The organism is Citrobacter sp. RHBSTW-00570 (assembly GCF_013739755.1).
In the GTDB taxonomy this organism is placed as follows: Bacteria; Pseudomonadota; Gammaproteobacteria; order Enterobacterales; family Enterobacteriaceae; genus Citrobacter; species Citrobacter braakii.
In genome coordinates this window covers 4,634,580-4,654,249 of sequence record NZ_CP056399.1, presented here as the reverse complement: position 1 = coordinate 4,654,249, position 19,670 = coordinate 4,634,580, and the positions used below count along the sequence as shown (strand labels likewise).

Here is a 19,670-nt window from a genome sequence, read left to right as displayed (position 1 = left end):
GAAATATCTGATATTCATAGGTAACGTTGCTTACGGATGCCTAAGCCATTGTGATTGAATATCATTGACCCCCTTAATTTTAGTAGGGGGATTACGCGGGTATTTTTTAAAACTGAACTACGCTGTTTATCTTTCTTACTTATTACATAAGTGAGAGGCATCCGGCCAGCGGTTATACGCCAAATTTATTTTAATAATATCAGTTGGTTGTTTTGATTTTAATTATTTCTACACGTAATTATAAAAGCCAAAAAATCTATAAATAAAACGATTGGGCTAAATAAAAGTAATGCCATTTGCGTTAAGGAAGAATTTTCCATGCACACACAGACAATATATGAATTAAGTCAGGAAGCGGAACGCTTGCTGATGCTCTCGCTTGAACATCTCAGGCAATTGCAAAAATTGCCTATGACGTCGTTGGATGATGTCGCGCTAAAACAAGGAGAACATAGCAGACAGGTGGTTCAGCCTCTGCATTTCAGCGCGCGTGGCATGGATGTCCAGCAGGCAACGCTCAATAATGAACTGCGTAAGATTACGCGTCTGGAAATGGTGCTGGCGATTGTCGGTACCATGAAAGCGGGAAAATCGACGACGATTAACGCGATTGTAGGGACCGAAGTTTTACCTAATCGTAATCGTCCCATGACGGCGCTACCAACGCTAATTCGCCATACACCGGGGCAGAAAGAGCCGGTGTTGCATTTTTCACATGTCACGCCTATCGATGCCTTAATGAAGGTTTTACAGCAGCGCGTGCGCGAGTGCGATCGCCAGCGTCTTACGCAGACCCTGGAAATTGATAAGGATATGAATGTCCTGCTGCAGCATATTGAAAACGGCGTGGCATTTGAGCGGTATTACCTTGGCGCACAGCCTATTTTCCATTGCCTTAAAAGTCTGAATGACCTGGTGCGTTTGTCAAAAGCGCTGGAAGTGGATTTTCCTTTTGCCGCCTATGCCGCGATTGAGCATATTCCGGTTATCGAGGTCGAATTTGTCCATTTGGCCGGTCAGGCGAGCTATCCTGGGCAATTAACCCTGCTGGATACGCCGGGGCCGAATGAGGCCGGGCAACCGCACTTGCAAAAGATGCTGAATGAACAGCTGGCGCGGGCTTCTGCGGTACTGGTGGTGATGGATTACACCCAACTGAAATCGATTTCCGATGAAGAAGTGCGCCACGCGATCATGGCGGTCGGCAAGTCAGTGCCGCTGTATGCGCTGGTGAACAAATTCGATCAGAAAGACCGCAACAGTGACGATGAAGAGCAGGTGCGGGCGTTAATTTCCGGCACGCTGATGCAAGGCGGGATTGCCCCGGAGCGAATCTATCCGGTTTCTTCGATGTGGGGGTATCTGGCGAACAGGGCGCGTCATGAGCTGATGACTCGCGGGCGGCTGCCGGATCACCAGGTGCAACGTTGGGTACAGGATTTTGCCGAAGCGGCGCTTGGCCGACGCTGGTGCACCAACGATCTTGAGGATACGGAGCACATCCGCCATGCAGCCGATCTGTTGTGGGAGGATTCGCTGTTTGAGCAGCCGATCCAGAAAGTGATTCATGCCGCTTACGCCAATGCTTCGCTGTATGCGCTACGCTCAGCGTCGCATAAGTTATTGAACTATGCGCAAAGCGCGCACGAATATCTGGAGTTTCGCGCCCATGGGTTAACGGTTGCCTATGAAAAACTGCGGCTGAACATCACGCATATTGAAGAGGATATGCAGCAGTTAGAAGTGAGTCAGGGGCGGGTGAGTGATGAAGTCAGTCATGAGGTCGAGCTGGCGCTGGAGGCTGCCGCGGCCTATCTCAATGAGCAACAGACTGAGATTCTGTGCGGCATCAACACGTTCTTTATCAAAGAAAACGTCCTGATGATGTCACAACATGGCCAGGGGGCTGGCGTTTCCTCGGCAGAAATGGCCGGAGAAATGCTGGTGTTGCACGATGAGGGGCAGGCGAAAATCGTGCTGGATAAAATGCGCTCGTCCTGTGAAGTTGTCTTGCTGGCAGCGCAGGAAAGCATCAGTCGGGATTTAGCTCTGCGCTTTGAACAGCTTGAGTCGACGCTGTCCCGGGCGCTAAATGACGCCATGCGCCCCATTGAGCAGCGGGTGAAAGAGGAGCTGAACCACGCTGGTTTTCGTGCGCGGATCCGTTTTCCGGCGTTTCATGCGGCGATGTTTAATTTCAACACCCGCCAGTTGTTCAACGAGGCCATTGAGCAGGATATTCCGGCGGAAAATGCGCCGTCAACTGGCGGTGTGGTGCGTGATACCTTCTCTCGCTGGTTGAATCAGCCCAACTGGGGATGGAATGAGTACGTCGAAACAAAAACGCGTTATCTCATTGATATGGGCGAACTGCATAAGAACCTTGTGCACTATGTCACCCAGTTTTGCCAACAAATTCGTAAAGCTTTAGCTGCGCAGGTCGATATTTCCGTTACGGCAGGTATGGCCACGTTTTTTGCTGATTTTTCACTGTGTTTGACGCAATTACAGGCGAGCCTGCGTGAGAGTTTGACCCTGCGCCAGCAAAATGAATCTGCGGTGAATGCCTTGAACGAACAACTGCAGCATCGCATTACGACTGCGGCATGGCTTTATGAAGATTCGCGCTTGCTGCGCGACGATATCAATACCCTTTTTGCAACCGAGCACACATGACTAACGTGTTACTGGAAGGCCCCGGGCGGACGCTGGAGTGTGTCTACCCGAAGTTTATGGTCGATCTGGTTCAGGGAGATGAAACCAAACGTTCCGGCGGTTTTCTGCAGCAGCAGCAGCGGCTGCGTGCGCGCCTGACGCAGGAGGTGCTATCCCAGACGCAACTGCGAGCATGGGTGTTGGCAGGCGTGTCCAGCGAGCATCTGGTGATGCGTCTAAAACTGGTGGAAAAACTGGCGGGCATGATCGATCCGGGCCATCTGGCGCTGGTACGGATCGCCGAAGGGTTGATGTTTTTACAACAAACCGAACATCCGCGTGGACTCTCCACGCCCGGTCTTCTGCAGCAGATAAATTCACTCGCTGACTGGTTTACCCAGCGCGGCGCTTATAAAGAGAAGGCGGTGACGCAACGCGGCCTGACGGTGCAAGCGGGCGAACATAGCGAGCAAATTTTTACCCGCTGGCGGGCTGGCGCGTATGACGGCTGGTCGTTACCTGGACGCTGTTTTGTGGCGTTAGAGGAGCTGCGCTGGGGAGCCTTTGGTGACGCCTGCCGGTTAGCAAATGCCGATGTGGTGTCAATGCTAAAAGACAACCTGCGAACGATGGCTGCTCAGGCGCTGGCAGACAGCGTGAATGCGGCCCCCGCCACGCGTCATTACTATCATCATTGGCTCAGCACGCCGGTTGTTGGCGGCTCGGGTGAGCACAACGATATGTTGAGCTGGCTCGGGGACTGGTGCGATGCGCAGCGTCATCCGGTGAGTTGGTCGGTGACGCAGCGTTGGCAAAATGTGGCGTTGGGCATGCCGAGATTGTGTTCGGCGAAGCGGCTGGTTGATGCGATGGTTGAGGAGATTTTTGCACCGTCCCCGCTCATCAATTGAGCAGGAACGGTGAGTGGGATAAAGGCAGGTTTAGTGGTGCAGTGAGTCTGCCGGGGTAGCCACCGTCTCATTGACGACCGGGTTTTTATTAAAACGTTTGGCATACAGCGCGGTGATAATCGGCACCAGAATCGCGGTGACTATCACGCTGGCGGCAACCAGCGCCGTAGCGGATGCGGCAACCGGTTCAAATGCCGGGTTAATCTGGGCGATAATCACCGGGTTTGCCACTGCAGCGCCGGCTGCAGAAGAGGCTGCTACGCCTGCCGTACCGTTCCCGCCACCAATAACGCGGTCAGCAATAATCAGCGGAATACCGGTGATGACGATAACCGCGACGCCCAGCAGAATGCCCAGCAGACCCGTATCAACGATGACGCTCAGGTTAATCGTGTTGCCCAGCGCGAAGCCGAAGAACGGGATCAGCACCGGCGTGGCTTTGCTGAAGAAGGAACGCAGATCGTGATCCAGGTTACCCAACGCAAAACCAATCAGGAACGGTAATACCGCGCCGACAAAATGGTGTGGTTCGAAGGAAGCCAGACCCGCGGAGCCGAGGATCACCATGGTCATTAACGGACCGGATTCCAGAGACATCAACACAAATGCGCCAGACTCTTCTTTGGTTCCGTACTGGTTCATCAGGCTGGCGTACAAACCGCCGTTGGTCATGTCCATCGCAGAAACAATCGCCAGTACCGAAAGACCGGCAAAGAACCCGGTTTGAATACCGGTATCAGGAATAAATGAAGCAGCAATCATTGCCACTACCCATGCCACGGCTATTTTAGTTAATACCAGTGTGCCGGATTTGCGTAATACCGTGCCGGTTGCTCGTAAATCAATAGATGCACCGATACAAAAAAACCACACTGCCAGAATCGGCACCGTTCCGCTGATCATTCCTTTGGTAAACGAACCGAAATACGCGCCGGTATCCGGAGCTAACGTATTTAACACTGCGCCTAATAACAGAGGAATCAACATCATTCCGCCAGGGATGCGTTCAATCGTGGCTTTAATTTTCATAAGCGTCCTCATCTCTTGTCGCAGGCAATACACGCGCAAGGAAATAAAAATTAATAAATTCAGGTATTTACTGGTGTTTCTTGACAAAGAAAACAGCTATCTCTTTGTTTTATAAAATCTAACGCGGCATACGTTGAGCGTGTTGCTGCTCCCAGGGATATTGCGTCTGGAATTAGTTTGCATTCATGGGAACATTGATTCAATCAAAATAAAACGATGTTTTAGTTATCTTCATCACATATTCCGAGCAAAAGTTCCTGAGTGCTCTGATTATTAAAAAAGCTGTGATCTTTTTGTGAAGAGATTAGGTGGGTTTTTGGCTAGCAGAATAATAGTGACTGTTGTGATTGTTGGTGCAACAAAGCGATTTATTCTTGTATTTAATTGCCAGAAAATCGCAAGCATTACATGTAAAAAAGTTGACTAAGAATGACCTGATTTACGCATGTTGACGAAATGGAAATCTATATGTGAAGTTGATCACAAATTTAAACACTGTTAGGGTAAAGAGGTCATTAACCGCCCAATCAGGCGTCAACAGGTTCGGTTGTACTGCTCGTTTCTCGTCAGTGTAAGTAAACCTGCTACGCTTGTTACAGGGAATGCGTCTGTGCATTCCCCGCTCGGTGATGACCTTGACGCAGGGGCGTTGAGGGACTCGATCTGTAGCGTGACAGGGCTAAGTCTATGAGGACGAGTATGCTAAAAAGGAAAAAAATAAAACCAATTACGCTGCGCGACGTTACCATCATTGATGACGGTAAACTGCGAAAAGCCATTACCGCGGCGTCGTTAGGTAATGCGATGGAGTGGTTTGATTTTGGTGTTTATGGGTTTGTTGCTTACGCATTAGGTAAAGTGTTCTTCCCGGGGGCTGACCCCAGCGTACAGATGGTTGCTGCACTTGCCACCTTCTCTGTTCCCTTTCTGATTCGACCGCTTGGCGGATTGTTCTTCGGTATGCTTGGCGATAAATACGGTCGTCAGAAGATCCTCGCTATCACCATTGTGATTATGTCGATAAGTACCTTCTGTATCGGTCTTATTCCCTCGTATGCCTCGATTGGTATCTGGGCGCCGATTCTGCTGTTGCTGTGTAAAATGGCGCAGGGGTTCTCGGTCGGCGGAGAGTATACCGGGGCATCGATTTTTGTCGCAGAGTACTCGCCAGACCGTAAGCGCGGATTTATGGGCAGCTGGCTGGACTTCGGCTCGATTGCCGGGTTTGTGCTGGGTGCGGGCGTGGTAGTCCTGATCTCAACTATCGTCGGCGAAGAAAACTTCCTTGAGTGGGGCTGGCGTATTCCGTTCTTCCTGGCGCTACCGTTAGGGCTTATTGGCCTGTACCTGCGTCATGCACTGGAAGAGACTCCGGCGTTCCAGCAGCACGTGGATAAACTGGAGCAGGGCGATCGTCAGGGACTGCAGGACGGTCCGAAGGTGTCGTTTAAAGAGATTGCGACCAGGCACTGGCGCAGCCTGCTGGCATGTATTGGTCTGGTGATTGCCACCAACGTCACCTACTACATGCTGCTCACCTATATGCCGAGCTACCTGTCGCATAACCTGCATTACTCTGAAGACCACGGCGTGCTGATTATTATCGCCATCATGATTGGTATGCTGTTTGTACAGCCGGTGATGGGTCTGCTCAGCGACCGCTTCGGACGCCGTCCGTTTGTGATTATGGGCAGTATTGCGCTGTTTGTGCTGGCTATTCCGGCATTTATTCTGATTAACAGTAACGTCATCGGCCTGATTTTCGCCGGGTTGCTGATGCTGGCGGTGATCCTCAACTGCTTTACCGGGGTGATGGCGTCAACGTTACCAGCGATGTTCCCGACGCATATTCGCTACAGTGCCTTGGCCGCAGCGTTTAATATCTCGGTATTGGTCGCCGGTCTGACACCGACGTTGGCCGCATGGCTGGTGGAAAGCTCGCAGAATCTGATGATGCCTGCTTATTATCTGATGGTGATTGCGGTGATAGGTTTAATTACCGGCGTGACCATGAAAGAGACGGCTAATCAGCCGCTGAAGGGGGCTACGCCTGCCGCTTCGGATATTCATGAAGCGAAAGAGCTCCTCGGCGAGCACTACGATAATATTGAGCATAAAATCGAAGATATCGATCAGGAAATTGCTGAGCTGCAGCTTAAGCGTACGCGCCTGGTGCAGCAGCATCCGCGGATTGATGAGTAATCATGTGATTTATCATATCCACTTAAGGTTGGCTTAATCTGTGTCAGGCAAACTCTCCTCCAGAGTATCGGAGGAGAGTGTCATGAAAAACCGCATTTATGAAAGTTTGACCACCGTGTGCAGCGTGCTGATCGTCAGCAGCTTTTTGTACGTTTGGGTGAGTTCTTACTGACCTTTCGCTAATTCCACCCAAGCGCGAGTGCCGGTGGTTCCCTGACGATTTTGCAAATAGAAATGCCCGTGATGTAACTGGGTGATTCGACTGACAATGCTCAGCCCCAGCCCAATCCCGCCAAAACGGCTGTCCATACGCACAAACGCTTTACTCAGCTCCCCGCATTTACTCTCATCAATGCCAGGGCCTTCATCTTCGACGGCGATAACGGCATCATGCTCTGTATTCAGGCTAATCGTAATATGGGTGCCTTCCGGGCTGTAACGATGCGCGTTCTCCACAAGATTTCGCAGCAGCATTCGTAATAGCGTCGCATCGCCACGTACGACAACGTCCGCCGTGCTTTGCGGTAGGAGCAGCGTCTGCTGACGCTGGTCCAGCATGGTGCTGAGTTCATCGTAGGAGGGCAAAATCACGTCCTCCAGCAGTTTGACGTGCTGGTAGCTCCCGGCCGAGAACGACTGTCCAACGCGGGCGAGTTGCAGCAGTTGCGACACGCTGTCCATCATTTGGTCAAGGCGGGCAATTAACGGTGAAACGTCGACCTTATGGGTTTTGGACAGTAATTCCAGATGCAGGCGAACGCCTGACAGTGGGGTGCGCAGTTCGTGGGCGACATCGGCGGTAAATAAGCGTTCGTTTTCAATGGTGCTCGTCAGCCGCGTCACCAGCTCGTTGAGCGCTGAGACGACTGCCTGGATCTCAACGGTTGAACTGTGAACTTCAATCGGAGCAAGGTTATCGGCTGCCCGCGTTTCTAACTCTTTTTGCAGATCCGCCAGCGGGCGAGTAATACGTCGTACTGCCTGGTAGCAAATCAGCAGCGTCAGGCTGACCATAAAGATACCGGGGACGATCAGGCTGGCGATGGCCTCGCGGATTTCATGCAGGATGTGGCGATCGTTGTTACGATTTTCGCGTAACGCCTGCTCAAATAGCTGTATTTGTTCGGTGCTTTCGTGCCACAACCAGAAGGTGCTAATCAACTGGAAGACTAGCAGAATAAGACCGATGGTCAGCATCAGGCGATGACGCAGCGGGAGCGGTTTTTTTAGATATTGCAGTAGCTTCACTTAGCTTTCCTCAGTGGCAACCAGCATATAGCCAAATCCCCTGACTGTGCGGATACGTGATTTACCCACTTTGTCCCGCAGGTTGTGAATGTGCACTTCCAGCGTATTGGTCGACGGTTCGTTATCCCAGCTGTAGATGTCGTTATACAGGATCTCCCGGTGTACCGGGCTGCCCGCCTTAAGCATCAGGCGCGACAGGAGTGCGTATTCTTTCGGCGTTAAGATAACTTCTTGTCCATCCATCCACACCTGGCGACGACCGATATTCAGCGTCAGGTTACTGACAATGAGTTCACTTTCACCCTGATTGTTATGACGACGCAGCAGCGCCCGGATGCGGGCATGCAGTTCTTCCAGTGCGAACGGTTTGACCAGATAGTCATCGGCGCCAACGTCCAGCCCGCTGACCCGGTCTTTCACCGTATCGCGGGCGGTGAGGATAAGCACCGGCACGGTGTATTTTTTCTGTCTGATGCGGTTCAGGAAGTGCAGGCCGTCTTCATCCGGTAAGCCCAGGTCCAGAACCACCAGACTGTAATGCCCGGTCTCCAGACACTGCTCCGCGGCACGGGCCGTTGATACGCCGTCGCAGGCATAGCCTTCTGTTTGCGCGGCGAGTATCAGTCCCTGTAATAACAACGTATCGTCTTCAACAATCAGAATTTTCATTCGTTTAGCCTCCCCGGCAGGGTTGCAGAATATCATCTGCCGCCTGATATTTCTGTGTTTGCACGCCTGTTAATCCCAGCAGGGTTGAGAAGAAATTATCCTGTGAGAAGTCCTCTGAGCCTGCCCGTTTTTGCAAACATGTCTGAGAGACTTGATAGCGTTGCTGATAATCTTCTGAGAGCCACAGCAGCATCGGCACATGTTTTTGCGTATCTGGCGCAATCGAATATGGCAGGCCGTGTAAATAGATGCCATTTTCCCCTAAGGATTCACCGTGATCGGAAAGGTAGACCAGGCTGGTGGTGAAATTGTCCTGATGCTCTTTCAGTATATTGATTGCTTTATCAACAATATAGTCGACGTAAAGAATGGTGTTGTCATAGGTATTGACCAACTGTTGCTGTGAACAAGTCTGGATTTCGTTGGTGTCACAGGTTGGCGTAAATTTCTTGAACTGCGCAGGATAGCGGTTGTAATAGGTCGGACCGTGGCTGCCGATGGTGTGCAGCACAATCACGCCGTCGCCTTGCAGGTTATTAATGTACTCTTCCAGCCCGTGGAACAGCACGTCATCGTAGCATTCCCCGTCAATACACTGCCCTGGCAGGTTCAGCTTAGTCATATTCTGGTGCGGTACCCGGTCGCATGCCCCTTTGCAGCCTCCGTCGTTATCGTTCCACAGAACGTTAATTCCCGCCCGCTGAATAATGTCGAGCACGCCTTCCTGATGCTGCGCCAGTTCTTCATCGTAGTGCGCGCGTGGCATACCCGAGAACATGCAGGGGACAGATACTGCCGTTGCCGTTCCGCAGGATGTGGTACGGGGGAAATAGACCACATCATCTTTTTCCAGCAACGGGTTGGTCTGGCGCGAATAGCCTGACAGCGAGAAGTTATCGCCGCGTGAGGTCTCGCCGAGCACCACAATCGTCAGGTTCTTACGCTTTTCTTTCACCATCAACGGATTGCGATGGGCGTCTTCGCCAATGCGTACCAGCGGCAGGTGGGCCAGCCTCTGGTGTGAATACCAGGAAGAGGTCGCCACAATGCTGTTGGATGGGCTGAGGGATTTCACCAGTTCTTTATTGTTGCGAAACAGTGAGGCGTAATCTTTGTAGAAGAACGCGGCGACCAGCACGATCAGCAGCGCGGAGATCAGAATATTCGCGCCACGGAACAGTACGCTGCGCATGGCCGGGGAGATCGGTTTGATTCTTACCCAGCAGGCAATGAGCGCGGCGAGAATGCCGCTTACTCCGAGCGTGATGAGCATTTGCGGCGTCAGTAAAGCAAAGGTTTCGGCGGGTGTGGTGTCCATCATATTGGCGATCATCGAGCGGTCAATGATGATGCCGTAGGTCATGATGAAATATTGGGCCGATGCGCCAACCAGAATGAAAACGCAGGCCACCAGGCGATTAAGCCACAGGAATGAGGCCAGCGTCAGCACAATGTTCATGACGCTGAAAGCGACGACCGGCATCGACAAAAACACCAGCACGTTACGCACGGAATCCAGGGGCAGTTCTTGCAGCACTTGTTTATAGAACGCAATGTTCAGGAAAGTCGCAAGATAAAATGAGATCAGGAGAAGCCAGCTGATTAGCCCGAGAGTGGGTCTTTTAAACAGGTGCTTTAACATTAAGGGGGTTCCATCGACTAAGTGCTACAAATCCTCTCAAAGTAAAATTAAGCCAACCTTAAGTTCTTAATGTTGATTTCAGGAATCGCGGGGGCGGCGTTGGCCCGATGGCCTTACACCATCGGGCAACGACGACTGTTTGTGTTAGTTATTGTTTACCGGAGCATCCAGTGGATATGGGTTTTTATGGATCCGATTGTAGTTTAGTGCATACAGCGCGGTGATGATCATCAGCGTGACGAATGACCACATCACCTCTTTTGCACCGGAACCGACAACCGCCCAAATGCAGTAAACAAAAGCGATAAAGGTCACCAGTAAGTACATCGGACGCGCTTTACCAAAGTGACCATGGCCGAGCAGCAGCAGCGCGGCGCAGGTGTACAGATACGGCACCAGCGTGAAGATAACGGAGACTGAAGAGACCAGACCAAACTCTTTCGCAGCGTTTGGCGACATGCTGCTGAACTGGAAGATGGTCATCAGAACGCCGACGATAATTAACCCGGCTACCGGCGTACCGGCTTTGTTAACGCGGGCAAAAATCGGTGGGAACAGGCCGTCATCGGCTGCCGCTTTGGCGGTTTGCCCGGCAAGCAGCGTCCAGCCGCCCAAGGAACCAAGGCACCCGGCCGCAGCACAGAAGGAGACAATCGCCCCAGCGGTGTCACCCAGCGCCATGCGTGCGGCATCACCGAACGGGGAGGCTGAAACACGCAGCGCCGCGTTAGGGATCATACCCATAATCGCCGTGGTGGAGAGCACATAGCAAACGGCGGCAATCAGCACGCCGCCCATGGTGGCGATAGGCACGTTACGTTTGGGATTTTTAACCACACCTGCCGCGACGGAGGCGCTTTCCACGCCGATAAATGACCACAAGGTTACGTTCAGAGTGCTTTGAATCGCACCGAAGGTGTTCATGCCGCTGACGTTCCATGCCGCCATATAGGTTTCACCCCGGAACCAGAACCAGCCGAAGACGGCAATACCGACAATTGGCACCAGCGCCAGTACCGTTGCGACGGCCTGTACACGGGTGATCATTTTTGGTCCGACAATGTTCAGCAATACGAAGATCCACAGTACCACGACGCAGGTCAGCGTCAGGACCAGCGGATCTTTTAAGATGGGGAAGAAGTAGCTCAGGTAACCGACGCCAATAACCACCATGGCGATGTTACCAATCCAGCAAGCCAGCCAGTACAGGACGTTGGTCTGGTAGCCCAAAAAAGGACCGAAACAGCGGCGGGCATAAGCGTAAGAACCACCGGGACTGGAGTCTAAGGACGACATTTTCGCGTACACCATCGACAGCGCCAAAGCACCGATAATAGTGACCAACCATCCGTAGATTGCAATCCCGCCAGTTGACGCAAGGTTTGCGGGTAGCAGGAATACACCGGAACCCATAATATTCCCCGACACCATAAGGGTGACGGGGATTAAGCCCACTTTGTGAGCATCAGCATCCGTCGACATATTTAGTAACTCCTGATAAGGATAAATGACGTCTTATCATACCTCTTCAGAAGACTATTTTATGATGGCGGACTGGGGGTATCGCTAATGCTGATATTATTATGGCTTATCGCTAGCTGATTAAAAATCAGGCAGCGGATGGCTCCCTATGTTGACTGACATAATGCAGAGGCGTCATCCCATAGAACTCTTTGAATACGGAAATAAAGTACGAGGTACTGTTATATCCGCACAGTTGAGAGACCTGGGAAATGTTTTTGCCATCCATCAATAATTGATTGACGGCATAACGCATGCGACACGTGGTAATTATTTGGCTGTAACTTGTATTTTCACTTTTGAGCTTTTTCTTTAACAAACTGGGGCTCAGGCATAAGCAACTGGCAACCATGCTTAAATTCCAGTCTTTATGTATATCGCTCTCAATAATGTGATAAACGCTGTCGCTGATACGACTGCGTAGTATATGCATGAGCAGAGAAATAAACTTTTTGCTGCCGAGAAAGCGTGATAACACCGTGAATAGTAGCGAGCGCGTGCGCACACTTTCACCTTCGTCCATTGTGTCCATTACGCTATATTGGGCAGCCACCCGGAAGACATCCGGCGTCAGACAGACGGCGGTCATCACTGGGTTGGCACTGCGTTGCCAGAGTGGGATCTGTGAAAGGTCTTTATTTAAAAAACGTAGATAGTCTTTAATGATATCACGGCTGATATGTACGACCAGTGCGTTATTAAGTGATGAGAAATCGATAATATTATTATCGCATGCTACCAGCGCCATATGATTAGCTTTTAAGCTGATGGCTTCTTTACCGTTAATCCTTAACCAAACATCCTTCTCCGTTAATACAACAACACAAGCTGCTCTGCTGCAAACCCTCATACCCAAACTCCAGGAATATGAACATAAAACACCGTAGCTCACCATCAGATGAACCATATCGGCTAAATTGAAATTGTATGATGAATCCAGGACCGCATTAAAATAACGTGTCTGAAATTAATTACAATGTTTGGTGGGAATTTTCTTATGTACACTTTTTTTTACGCAAGTGGAAACGTGATATTTGCGTATAAAAAAAGCGCGGGGTGGTCCCGCGCAAAAAGGTATGACAATGTTATTGTTTTGCAGCAATACTCAGGAATTACTCAAGCATGACATGTCTACCTTAAAAATCGGACTATCTATAAAATGACATTATGCTTTCACGCACATGACGTGATATACACCGTCAATAATTTCCGTTCCTTCGGTTTCATGTTCAAATCCAGGGAAGTGGTGGTCCCAGGACTGCAACGAACGTAGATAACTAATCTGCGGGCTATTGGCGTCGCCAAAGTTTTCCCCGGACAGCAGCATTGGAATTCCCGGTGGGTAAGGAATCACGGAATTCGCAGCTATACGACCCGGCAGATTTTCAATGGCCACCATTTCAACGTTATCGCTGACTATCGCGTTATAGGCTTCACGCGGGGTGATTTCAGCAACGGGCAGGCCGGAGTAGGCCGCGTTGAGTCGGCTGCCAGGGTTATTCTCTTTCAGCCAGGCAAACATGGTGTCGCCCAGATCGTGAATGCCCATGTTGGCGTAAGTGTCAGGATGTTCCTCAACCAGTTCTGGCATCACCTGCGCCAGCGGTGTATTGGCATCGTAATGGTGTTTGAATGAGCACAGGGTATTGATCAGCGTGCCCCATTTCCCACGGGTAATCCCCATTGAGAACAGGAACATAATCTGGAAATCGGTGGTACGGGTCGGCACGATACCGTGGCGGCCAAGCCAGGCGGTGACCAGCGCTGCCGGTACGCCGCTCTCTTCCAGTTCGCCATCATCGCCCATCCCCGGCGCCAGAATACTGACTTTGATTGGGTCCAGCATGCTCCAGTTATCCGGCAGGTCTTTAAACCCGTGCCAGGATTCACCCGGACGCATCACCCAGCAGTTCTGGTCAGTGGTCAGGAGTTGAGTTGGCGCATCGGCAAAGTCATAGGTTTTGCCGGTTTGCGGGTCAGTTACCACTTCTTTGTTCCACGGTTTGAAGAACCAGTCGCCTTCGGCGGAAAATTCTTTGTACAAACGCGCCATAGCCTGACGGAAATCGACCGCTTCGTCGATCACTTCCTGAGTGAGCGACAGACCGCTGTTGCCGTCCATCATGGAGACCGCCACGTCGTTTGATGCGCAGATGGCATACAGCGGAGAGGTGGTGGCGTGCATCATGTACGCCTGGTTAAAGCGGGAGAAGTTCACGGCCCCACGACCTTCACGGACGTGAATGTAAGACGCCTGAGAGAGCGCGTTCAGCAGTTTGTGGGTCGAGTGGGTCGCAAAAACGGTAGGACCGTTATGATCGCCCGGCGCGCCACGCATAGCGTAGTGATCGGCATAAATTGGGTTAAAGCGGGCATAGCCGTACCAGGCCTCATCGAAGTGGATGCGATCGCTGGTTTGCGCGAGCAGGTCCTGGGCCTCTTTGGCGTTGTAGCAAACACCGTCATAAGTACAGTTGGTCACAACGCTGTAAGACGGTTTTTGCCCGGCCTTGCCCTTGGTCAGCGGGCTTTCGCTGATTTTTTTCTGCAATGTTTCAGGTTGCATTTCTTGCGGGTAGATAGGGCCGATAATGCCGTACCGGTTGCGGCTTGGCACCATGTACACCGGTTTTGCGCCGGTGAGGATCAACCCCTGCTCGATAGATTTGTGGCAGTTACGATCCAGCACCACGACGTCGTTGTCGGTCATACAAGCCTGCATGATGGTGCGGTTAGAGCCGGAAGTCCCGACCACTACGGACCAGGAGCGGTCAGCGCCAAACACGCGGGCGGCATATTTTTCGCTCTCGCCAAATGCGCCGGTATGATCCAGCAGTGAGCCGAGCGATGCGCGTTCAATACCCATGTCGCTACGGAATAAGTTTTCACCGTAGTAATCATGGTAAAAACGACCCGCCGGCGTTTTGGTAAATCCGACACCGCCCTGGTGACCAGGCGCCGCCCAGGAGTATTCATGGATGTCGCCGTACTTCATCAGCGCGCTGAACAGTGGCGGCAGAAGCTGCTGGCGGTAACGGGTCATCGCCGCAACGGCACGTCCGGCGATAAAGTCTGCGGTATCTTCCATAATCCAGGCGAATTCATCGACAAGCTCCAGCAGGTCGCGATCCAGCGATGCGGTGGCTTTTTCGCGATCGCCCAGCAGGAAAACGGGAACGTTTTGCTGGCGCTCGTGGAGCTTGCCGATCAATTGCCTGACGTTCAGGTGCTCGTCTTGTTGTTCCATTTGATAGCTGAACATCAGGCAATCAATGGCTTCATTAGCGGCGAGGATTGCGTAACCATCGTCGAATGAGGTGGACTTAATGACGGTAACATTTTGGCGGCTTAATGCGTCAGCCAGACGTTCGACAGCGCTACCGACCCAGGTGTCCTGATGCAGAAACTCACTTTCAACAATTAATACTTTCATCATCTTTTACCCGGTTGTGGAAAGGTTGCAATTTATGGATTGCAGACACACCGTATGAATGTGACGCAGGCAAGTATTATCCTGACAAAATGGGCTGTAAAGCGGGTGATAAATAGTCTGATTTGTGTTTAATTTGTTTTTAAACAAATGCTTATGTTTGCTTATTGGCGATTTTTCACCGCTGTTTATCGACAGGGGGAATATTTTTTTGGCTGATACTGATATCGGCGAACGATAGGGATCGTAGGCTGGAGTAACGCCGGTGGTTTCTGGCTGCTCAGCCAGCCATTGTTTGCCGGCGCTGCTGGCTCAGTTTGCGGTACTGCTGCGGCGACATGCCGACAAACTTGCTGAAGGTGTCATAAAAACGGCTGCTGGATCGGAATCCGGCGGTCAACGCGACGTCAAGAATGGTTTTATCGGTATCGCTAAGCAATGCGCGGACGTGATTGATCCGCATTGCGGTGATGTACTGCTTCATGGTGAGTTGCATCACGCGCTGGAAAATCCCCATCGCGTAGTTGGCGTTGAGCTTCACGTGTTCCGCGACGTCGTTGATAGTGAGCACCTGATCGTAGTTATCGGCAATAAAACTCAGCATCTGGCTTACGTAAAACTGGGCGTGCCGCGAAACGCTGTTTTTGTGCGTCCGCGAAGTTTTATTGACCAGGATTGGCTGCCAGCCGGAAAGGCTAAACCGCTTGAGCATCAGACCAATTTCATCAATGGCGAGCTGGCGAATTTGCTCGTTCGGGTTGCTCAGCTCCTGTTGCCAGCGCTGAACTTCAAAGGTGCTTAGCTGCTGCGACGCCAGCGATTTGATGACCATGCCATGGGTAACGTGGTTGATCATTTCGCGATCCAGCGGCCAGGAAAGGAAAAGGTGCATCGGTAAATTGAAGATAGCCATGCTTTGGCAGCTGCCCGGACGCGTGAGCTGATGCGGCGTACAGGCCCAGAAAAGCGTAATGTGCCCCTGTTTTATCTGCACCACTTCGTTGTTGATAAGGTACTCAACGTCGCCATCAAACGGCACATTAATCTCCACCTGCCCATGCCAGTGGCTGGCAGGCATAGCATGCGGTGAGCGCAGCTCAATATCCATCCGTTGATATTCTGAGTACAGCGACAATGGGCTGCGGGTTTGCTCTTCATCGCTGCTGCACATGTGCGGATCGGGGGGAAGAGGCGATGTCGGTAATGTACTCATGGTTGCTCCATTTCCTGAATTATCAGAATCATGTCATTTGCTGCGCATTAAGGCTGAGAATCAGGACACAAATCGGACCGATATCATTGAGCATAGTGAGATTTTGGGGCCGCATACTCTGCTTTTTGTGCAATTTTGTCCCATAAACTCAGATCCAGTATGGGGCAAAGAGGCGATCTGAGTTTATGGGAATGCTCGCCAGGGAAGTCGGAAGTTTTCATCTATGCGCTGTGCCACCATGACTGTGTTCACTAATGTTCTGGAGAGTCATGATGTCTGCACCCAAAATTACCTTTATCGGCGCCGGTTCCACGATTTTCGTCAAAAATATCCTCGGGGACGTCTTTCATCGTGATGCGCTGAAATCTGCGCATATCGCCTTGATGGACGTCAATCCTACTCGGCTGGAAGAGTCACACATTGTGGTGCGTAAGTTGATGGACTCAGCGGGCGCGTCCGGGCGTATCACCTGCTATACCGATCAAAAAGCGGCATTGCAGGATGCTGATTTTGTGGTGGTCGCTTTCCAGATTGGTGGCTATGAACCTTGTACCGTTACCGATTTTTCGGTGTGTAAACGTCATGGTCTGGAGCAGACGATTGCCGATACGCTGGGGCCAGGCGGCATTATGCGCGCGCTGCGCACTATCCCGCATTTATGGCAGATTTGTGAGGATATGACCGAAGTCTGCCCGCAGGCCACCATGCTTAACTACGTTAACCCGATGGCGATGAACACCTGGGCAATGTATGCGCGCTATCCGCATATTAAGCAGGTTGGATTGTGTCACTCGGTGCAAGGGACAGCGGAGGAGCTGGCCCGCGATTTGAACATCGACCCGGCCTCTTTGCGCTATCGCTGCGCCGGGATCAACCATATGGCGTTTTATCTGGAACTTGAGCGTAAAACGGCTGACGGTGCTTATGTGAATCTCTATCCGGAGCTGCTGGCGGCCTATGAGTCTGGTCAGGCGCCGAAACCGAATCTTCACGGTAATACCCGTTGTCAGAACATTGTGCGCTATGAAATGTTCAAAAAGCTGGGCTATTTCGTCACTGAGTCGTCGGAGCATTTCGCGGAATATACGCCGTGGTTTATCAAACCAGGGCGTGAGGATCTGATTGAGCGCTATAAGGTTCCACTGGATGAGTATCCAAAACGCTGTGTGGAACAGCTGGCGAACTGGAACAAAGAGCTGCAAGAGTACAAAACGGCGGCGCGGATCGAGATTAAACCGTCACGTGAATATGCCAGCACTATCATGAACGCTATCTGGACCGGTGAATCGAGCGTGGTGTATGGCAACGTTCGCAATGACCATCTGATCGATAACCTGCCGCAAGGCTGTTGCGTGGAGGTGGCTTGCCTGGTCGATGCGAATGGTATCCAGCCAACGAAGGTGGGTACTCTCCCGTCACATTTGGCGGCCATGATGCAAACCAATATCAATGTTCAGACCCTGCTAACGGAAGCCATTCTGACGGAAAATCGCGATCGCGTTTATCACGCGGTGATGATGGATCCGCATACCGCCGCGGTATTGGGGATTGAGGAGATTTATGCGCTGGTGGACGACCTGATCGCGTCTCATGGCGACTGGCTGCCGGCCTGGTTACACCGTTAACACACCATTACGCCGGGCAGAGCATCCGGCGTTTAACCTCTGACGTTTCCTCTAACAGAAGGCGGGCGCTGGTAACGGCGACCCGATACCCTATGAGCATCTCTCTGAAAACAAAACTCAGTTACGGATTTGGAGCGTTTGGTAAGGATTTCGCCATCGGTATTGTGTACATGTACCTGATGTATTACTACACCGACGTGGTGGGATTATCGGTGGGGCTGGTCGGAACGTTGTTCCTGGCGGCAAGGGTCTGGGATGCGGTAAACGATCCCATCATGGGCTGGATTGTGAACGCCACCCGGTCGCGGTGGGGAAAATTTAAACCCTGGATCTTACTCGGTACGCTGGCGAACTCATTGGTGCTGTTTTTGCTTTTTAGCGCACATTTGTTTGAGGGCACTGCGCAAGTCGTATTTGTGTGCGTGACGTATATATTATGGGGAATGACCTACACCATTATGGATATTCCATTCTGGTCGCTGGTGCCAACTATTACGCTGGATAAACGCGAGCGTGAACAACTGGTGCCGTTCCCTCGTTTCTTCGCAAGCCTGGCTGGGTTTGTCACCGCGGGGGTGACGCTGCCCTTTGTGAGCTATGTTGGCGGGGCCGATCGCGGCTTTGGTTTCCAGATGTTTACGCTGGTGCTGATTGCATTCTTTATCGTTTCTACCGTTGTTACGCTGCGTAATGTGCATGAGGTTTATTCGTCAGATAGCGAGGCAACGGCGGACAGCAGTCGTCTTGGGCTGAAAGCGATCGTTGGGCTCATCTATAAAAACGACCAGTTATCCTGCCTGCTAGGCATGGCGCTGGCTTACAATATTGCCGCCAATATCATTGCTGGCTTTGCCATTTACTATTTTACTTATGTGATTGGCGATGCAAGCCTCTTCCCGTACTACATGTCTTACGCAGGAGCGGCAAACCTGCTGACGCTGATTTTCTTTCCTCGATTGGTAAAAGCGTTGTCACGACGGATCCTGTGGGCTGGGGCATCAGTGCTGCCGGTGCTCAGCTGTATCGTGTTGCTGGTGATGGCGTTAGCCGGTTTTCATAACATCTTACTCATTGTTAGTGCTGGTATTTTACTGAATATTGGTTCGGCGCTTTTCTGGGTGTTGCAGGTCATTATGGTGGCGGATACCGTTGATTACGGCGAATACAAACTGAATGTACGTTGTGAAAGTATCGCTTATTCAGTGCAGACGATGGTGGTAAAAGGAGGCTCTGCGTTTGCCGCTTTCTTTATCGCAGTGATACTTGGGGTGATTAATTACGCGCCGAATGTCGCGCAGTCTGCAGAAACCATTGTTGGTATGCAATTCATTATGATCGCGCTACCTGCACTCTTTTTTGTGGTGACCTTAGTCCTTTACTTCCGCTTTTACCGACTGAACGGCGACACGCTGCGCAGGGTCCAGATTCATTTGTTGGATAAGTACCGTAAGGTGCCGCGGCACCATGAGGAACCGGATATCCCGGCTATTGCGATAGTCACCCCAGGTGATGTGAAGGCGTAGCT

14 protein-coding genes are annotated in these 19,670 nt (G+C 51.5%); 6 read left to right on the top strand and 8 right to left on the bottom strand.

Features of this window, described 5'->3' with window-relative positions; genetic code table 11:
• Positions 1-318 precede the first annotated feature (318 nt).
• Both crfC and HV237_RS22105 read left to right on the top strand, forming a co-directional pair.
• Positions 319-2,676 (top strand): clamp-binding protein CrfC, encoded by a 2,358-nt coding sequence (gene crfC / locus HV237_RS22110; RefSeq protein WP_046274563.1) that lies wholly within the window; start codon positions 319-321, stop codon positions 2,674-2,676.
• Complete coding sequence (locus tag HV237_RS22105) at positions 2,673-3,566, top strand: diguanylate cyclase regulator RdcB family protein (RefSeq protein WP_016155403.1); 894 nt, start codon at positions 2,673-2,675, stop codon at positions 3,564-3,566. The genes crfC and HV237_RS22105 overlap by 4 nt, the downstream gene beginning before the upstream one ends.
• A 30-nt stretch (positions 3,567-3,596) precedes the next feature.
• Here HV237_RS22105 and kdgT read toward each other — a convergent pair whose 3' ends face one another.
• Complete coding sequence (gene kdgT, locus HV237_RS22100; RefSeq protein WP_047357715.1) at positions 3,597-4,595, bottom strand: 2-keto-3-deoxygluconate transporter; 999 nt, start codon at positions 4,593-4,595, stop codon at positions 3,597-3,599.
• Between the two features lie 699 nt (positions 4,596-5,294).
• Here kdgT and proP point away from each other — a divergent pair.
• Together proP and pmrR are read left to right on the top strand one after the other, a co-directional pair.
• Positions 5,295-6,797: a glycine betaine/L-proline transporter ProP gene (proP, locus tag HV237_RS22095; protein ID WP_016155405.1), complete on the top strand. Its 1,503-nt coding sequence runs from the start codon at positions 5,295-5,297 to the stop codon at positions 6,795-6,797.
• Positions 6,798-6,879: 82 nt separating this feature from the next.
• On the top strand, positions 6,880-6,969 hold the full coding sequence (pmrR, locus tag HV237_RS22090; RefSeq protein WP_016155406.1) for an LpxT activity modulator PmrR: 90 nt from the start codon (positions 6,880-6,882) through the stop codon (positions 6,967-6,969).
• Here pmrR and pmrB read toward each other — a convergent pair.
• From pmrB to melR, 7 genes are all read right to left on the bottom strand, one after another.
• Positions 6,963-8,045 carry a two-component system sensor histidine kinase PmrB gene (gene pmrB / locus HV237_RS22085; protein ID WP_016155407.1) on the bottom strand — a complete coding sequence of 361 codons (1,083 nt, stop codon included), beginning with the start codon at positions 8,043-8,045 and terminating at the stop codon, positions 6,963-6,965. The two genes, pmrR and pmrB, sit on opposite strands and share 7 nt — an antisense overlap.
• A complete protein-coding gene (gene pmrA, locus HV237_RS22080; protein WP_016155408.1) occupies positions 8,046-8,714 on the bottom strand; it encodes a two-component system response regulator PmrA in 669 nt (222 codons plus the stop codon).
• Between the two features lie 4 nt (positions 8,715-8,718).
• The gene (gene eptA, locus HV237_RS22075; RefSeq protein ID WP_047357714.1) at positions 8,719-10,356 is read right to left on the bottom strand and encodes a phosphoethanolamine transferase EptA; all 1,638 of its coding nucleotides are present in this window, start codon (positions 10,354-10,356) and stop codon (positions 8,719-8,721) included.
• A 144-nt stretch (positions 10,357-10,500) separates the two neighbouring features.
• Positions 10,501-11,838: an arginine/agmatine antiporter gene (gene adiC, locus HV237_RS22070; protein WP_016155410.1), complete on the bottom strand. Its 1,338-nt coding sequence runs from the start codon at positions 11,836-11,838 to the stop codon at positions 10,501-10,503.
• 127 nt (positions 11,839-11,965) lie between these two features.
• Positions 11,966-12,727, bottom strand: coding sequence for an AraC family transcriptional regulator (locus tag HV237_RS22065; protein ID WP_016155411.1), 762 nt, complete (start codon positions 12,725-12,727; stop codon positions 11,966-11,968).
• A gap of 315 nt (positions 12,728-13,042) precedes the next feature.
• Positions 13,043-15,310, bottom strand: a complete 2,268-nt coding sequence (adiA, locus tag HV237_RS22060) for an arginine decarboxylase (protein ID WP_016155412.1) — start codon at positions 15,308-15,310, stop codon at positions 13,043-13,045.
• A 277-nt stretch (positions 15,311-15,587) separates the two neighbouring features.
• Positions 15,588-16,520, bottom strand: coding sequence for a transcriptional regulator MelR (gene melR / locus HV237_RS22055; protein ID WP_047357713.1), 933 nt, complete (start codon positions 16,518-16,520; stop codon positions 15,588-15,590).
• A gap of 269 nt (positions 16,521-16,789) precedes the next feature.
• Here melR and HV237_RS22050 point away from each other — a divergent pair, with 269 nt between their 5' ends.
• A complete protein-coding gene (locus tag HV237_RS22050; RefSeq protein WP_094169363.1) occupies positions 16,790-18,145 on the top strand; it encodes an alpha-glucosidase/alpha-galactosidase in 1,356 nt (451 codons plus the stop codon).
• A 92-nt stretch (positions 18,146-18,237) separates the two neighbouring features.
• Entirely contained in the window at positions 18,238-19,668 is a 1,431-nt protein-coding gene (gene melB / locus HV237_RS22045; RefSeq protein ID WP_047357711.1) for a melibiose:sodium transporter MelB, read from the top strand.
• The last annotated feature ends 2 nt before the right edge of the window (positions 19,669-19,670 follow it).

Bases quoted from the DNA above. Each gene is read 5' to 3' on its own strand.
- eptA (WP_047357714.1), bottom strand. From the start codon at position 10,356: ATGTTAAAGCACCTGTTTAAAAGACCCACTCTCGGGCTAATCAGCTGG.
- pmrA (WP_016155408.1), bottom strand. From the start codon at position 8,714: ATGAAAATTCTGATTGTTGAAGACGATACGTTGTTATTACAGGGACTG.
- HV237_RS22065 (WP_016155411.1), bottom strand. From the start codon at position 12,727: ATGAGGGTTTGCAGCAGAGCAGCTTGTGTTGTTGTATTAACGGAGAAG.
- melR (WP_047357713.1), bottom strand. From the start codon at position 16,520: ATGAGTACATTACCGACATCGCCTCTTCCCCCCGATCCGCACATGTGC.
- HV237_RS22105 (WP_016155403.1), top strand. From the start codon at position 2,673: ATGACTAACGTGTTACTGGAAGGCCCCGGGCGGACGCTGGAGTGTGTC.
- kdgT (WP_047357715.1), bottom strand. From the start codon at position 4,595: ATGAAAATTAAAGCCACGATTGAACGCATCCCTGGCGGAATGATGTTG.
- adiA (WP_016155412.1), bottom strand. From the start codon at position 15,310: ATGAAAGTATTAATTGTTGAAAGTGAGTTTCTGCATCAGGACACCTGG.
- adiC (WP_016155410.1), bottom strand. From the start codon at position 11,838: ATGTCGACGGATGCTGATGCTCACAAAGTGGGCTTAATCCCCGTCACC.
- pmrR (WP_016155406.1), top strand. From the start codon at position 6,880: ATGAAAAACCGCATTTATGAAAGTTTGACCACCGTGTGCAGCGTGCTG.
- melB (WP_047357711.1), top strand. From the start codon at position 18,238: ATGAGCATCTCTCTGAAAACAAAACTCAGTTACGGATTTGGAGCGTTT.
- proP (WP_016155405.1), top strand. From the start codon at position 5,295: ATGCTAAAAAGGAAAAAAATAAAACCAATTACGCTGCGCGACGTTACC.
- crfC (WP_046274563.1), top strand. From the start codon at position 319: ATGCACACACAGACAATATATGAATTAAGTCAGGAAGCGGAACGCTTG.
- HV237_RS22050 (WP_094169363.1), top strand. From the start codon at position 16,790: ATGATGTCTGCACCCAAAATTACCTTTATCGGCGCCGGTTCCACGATT.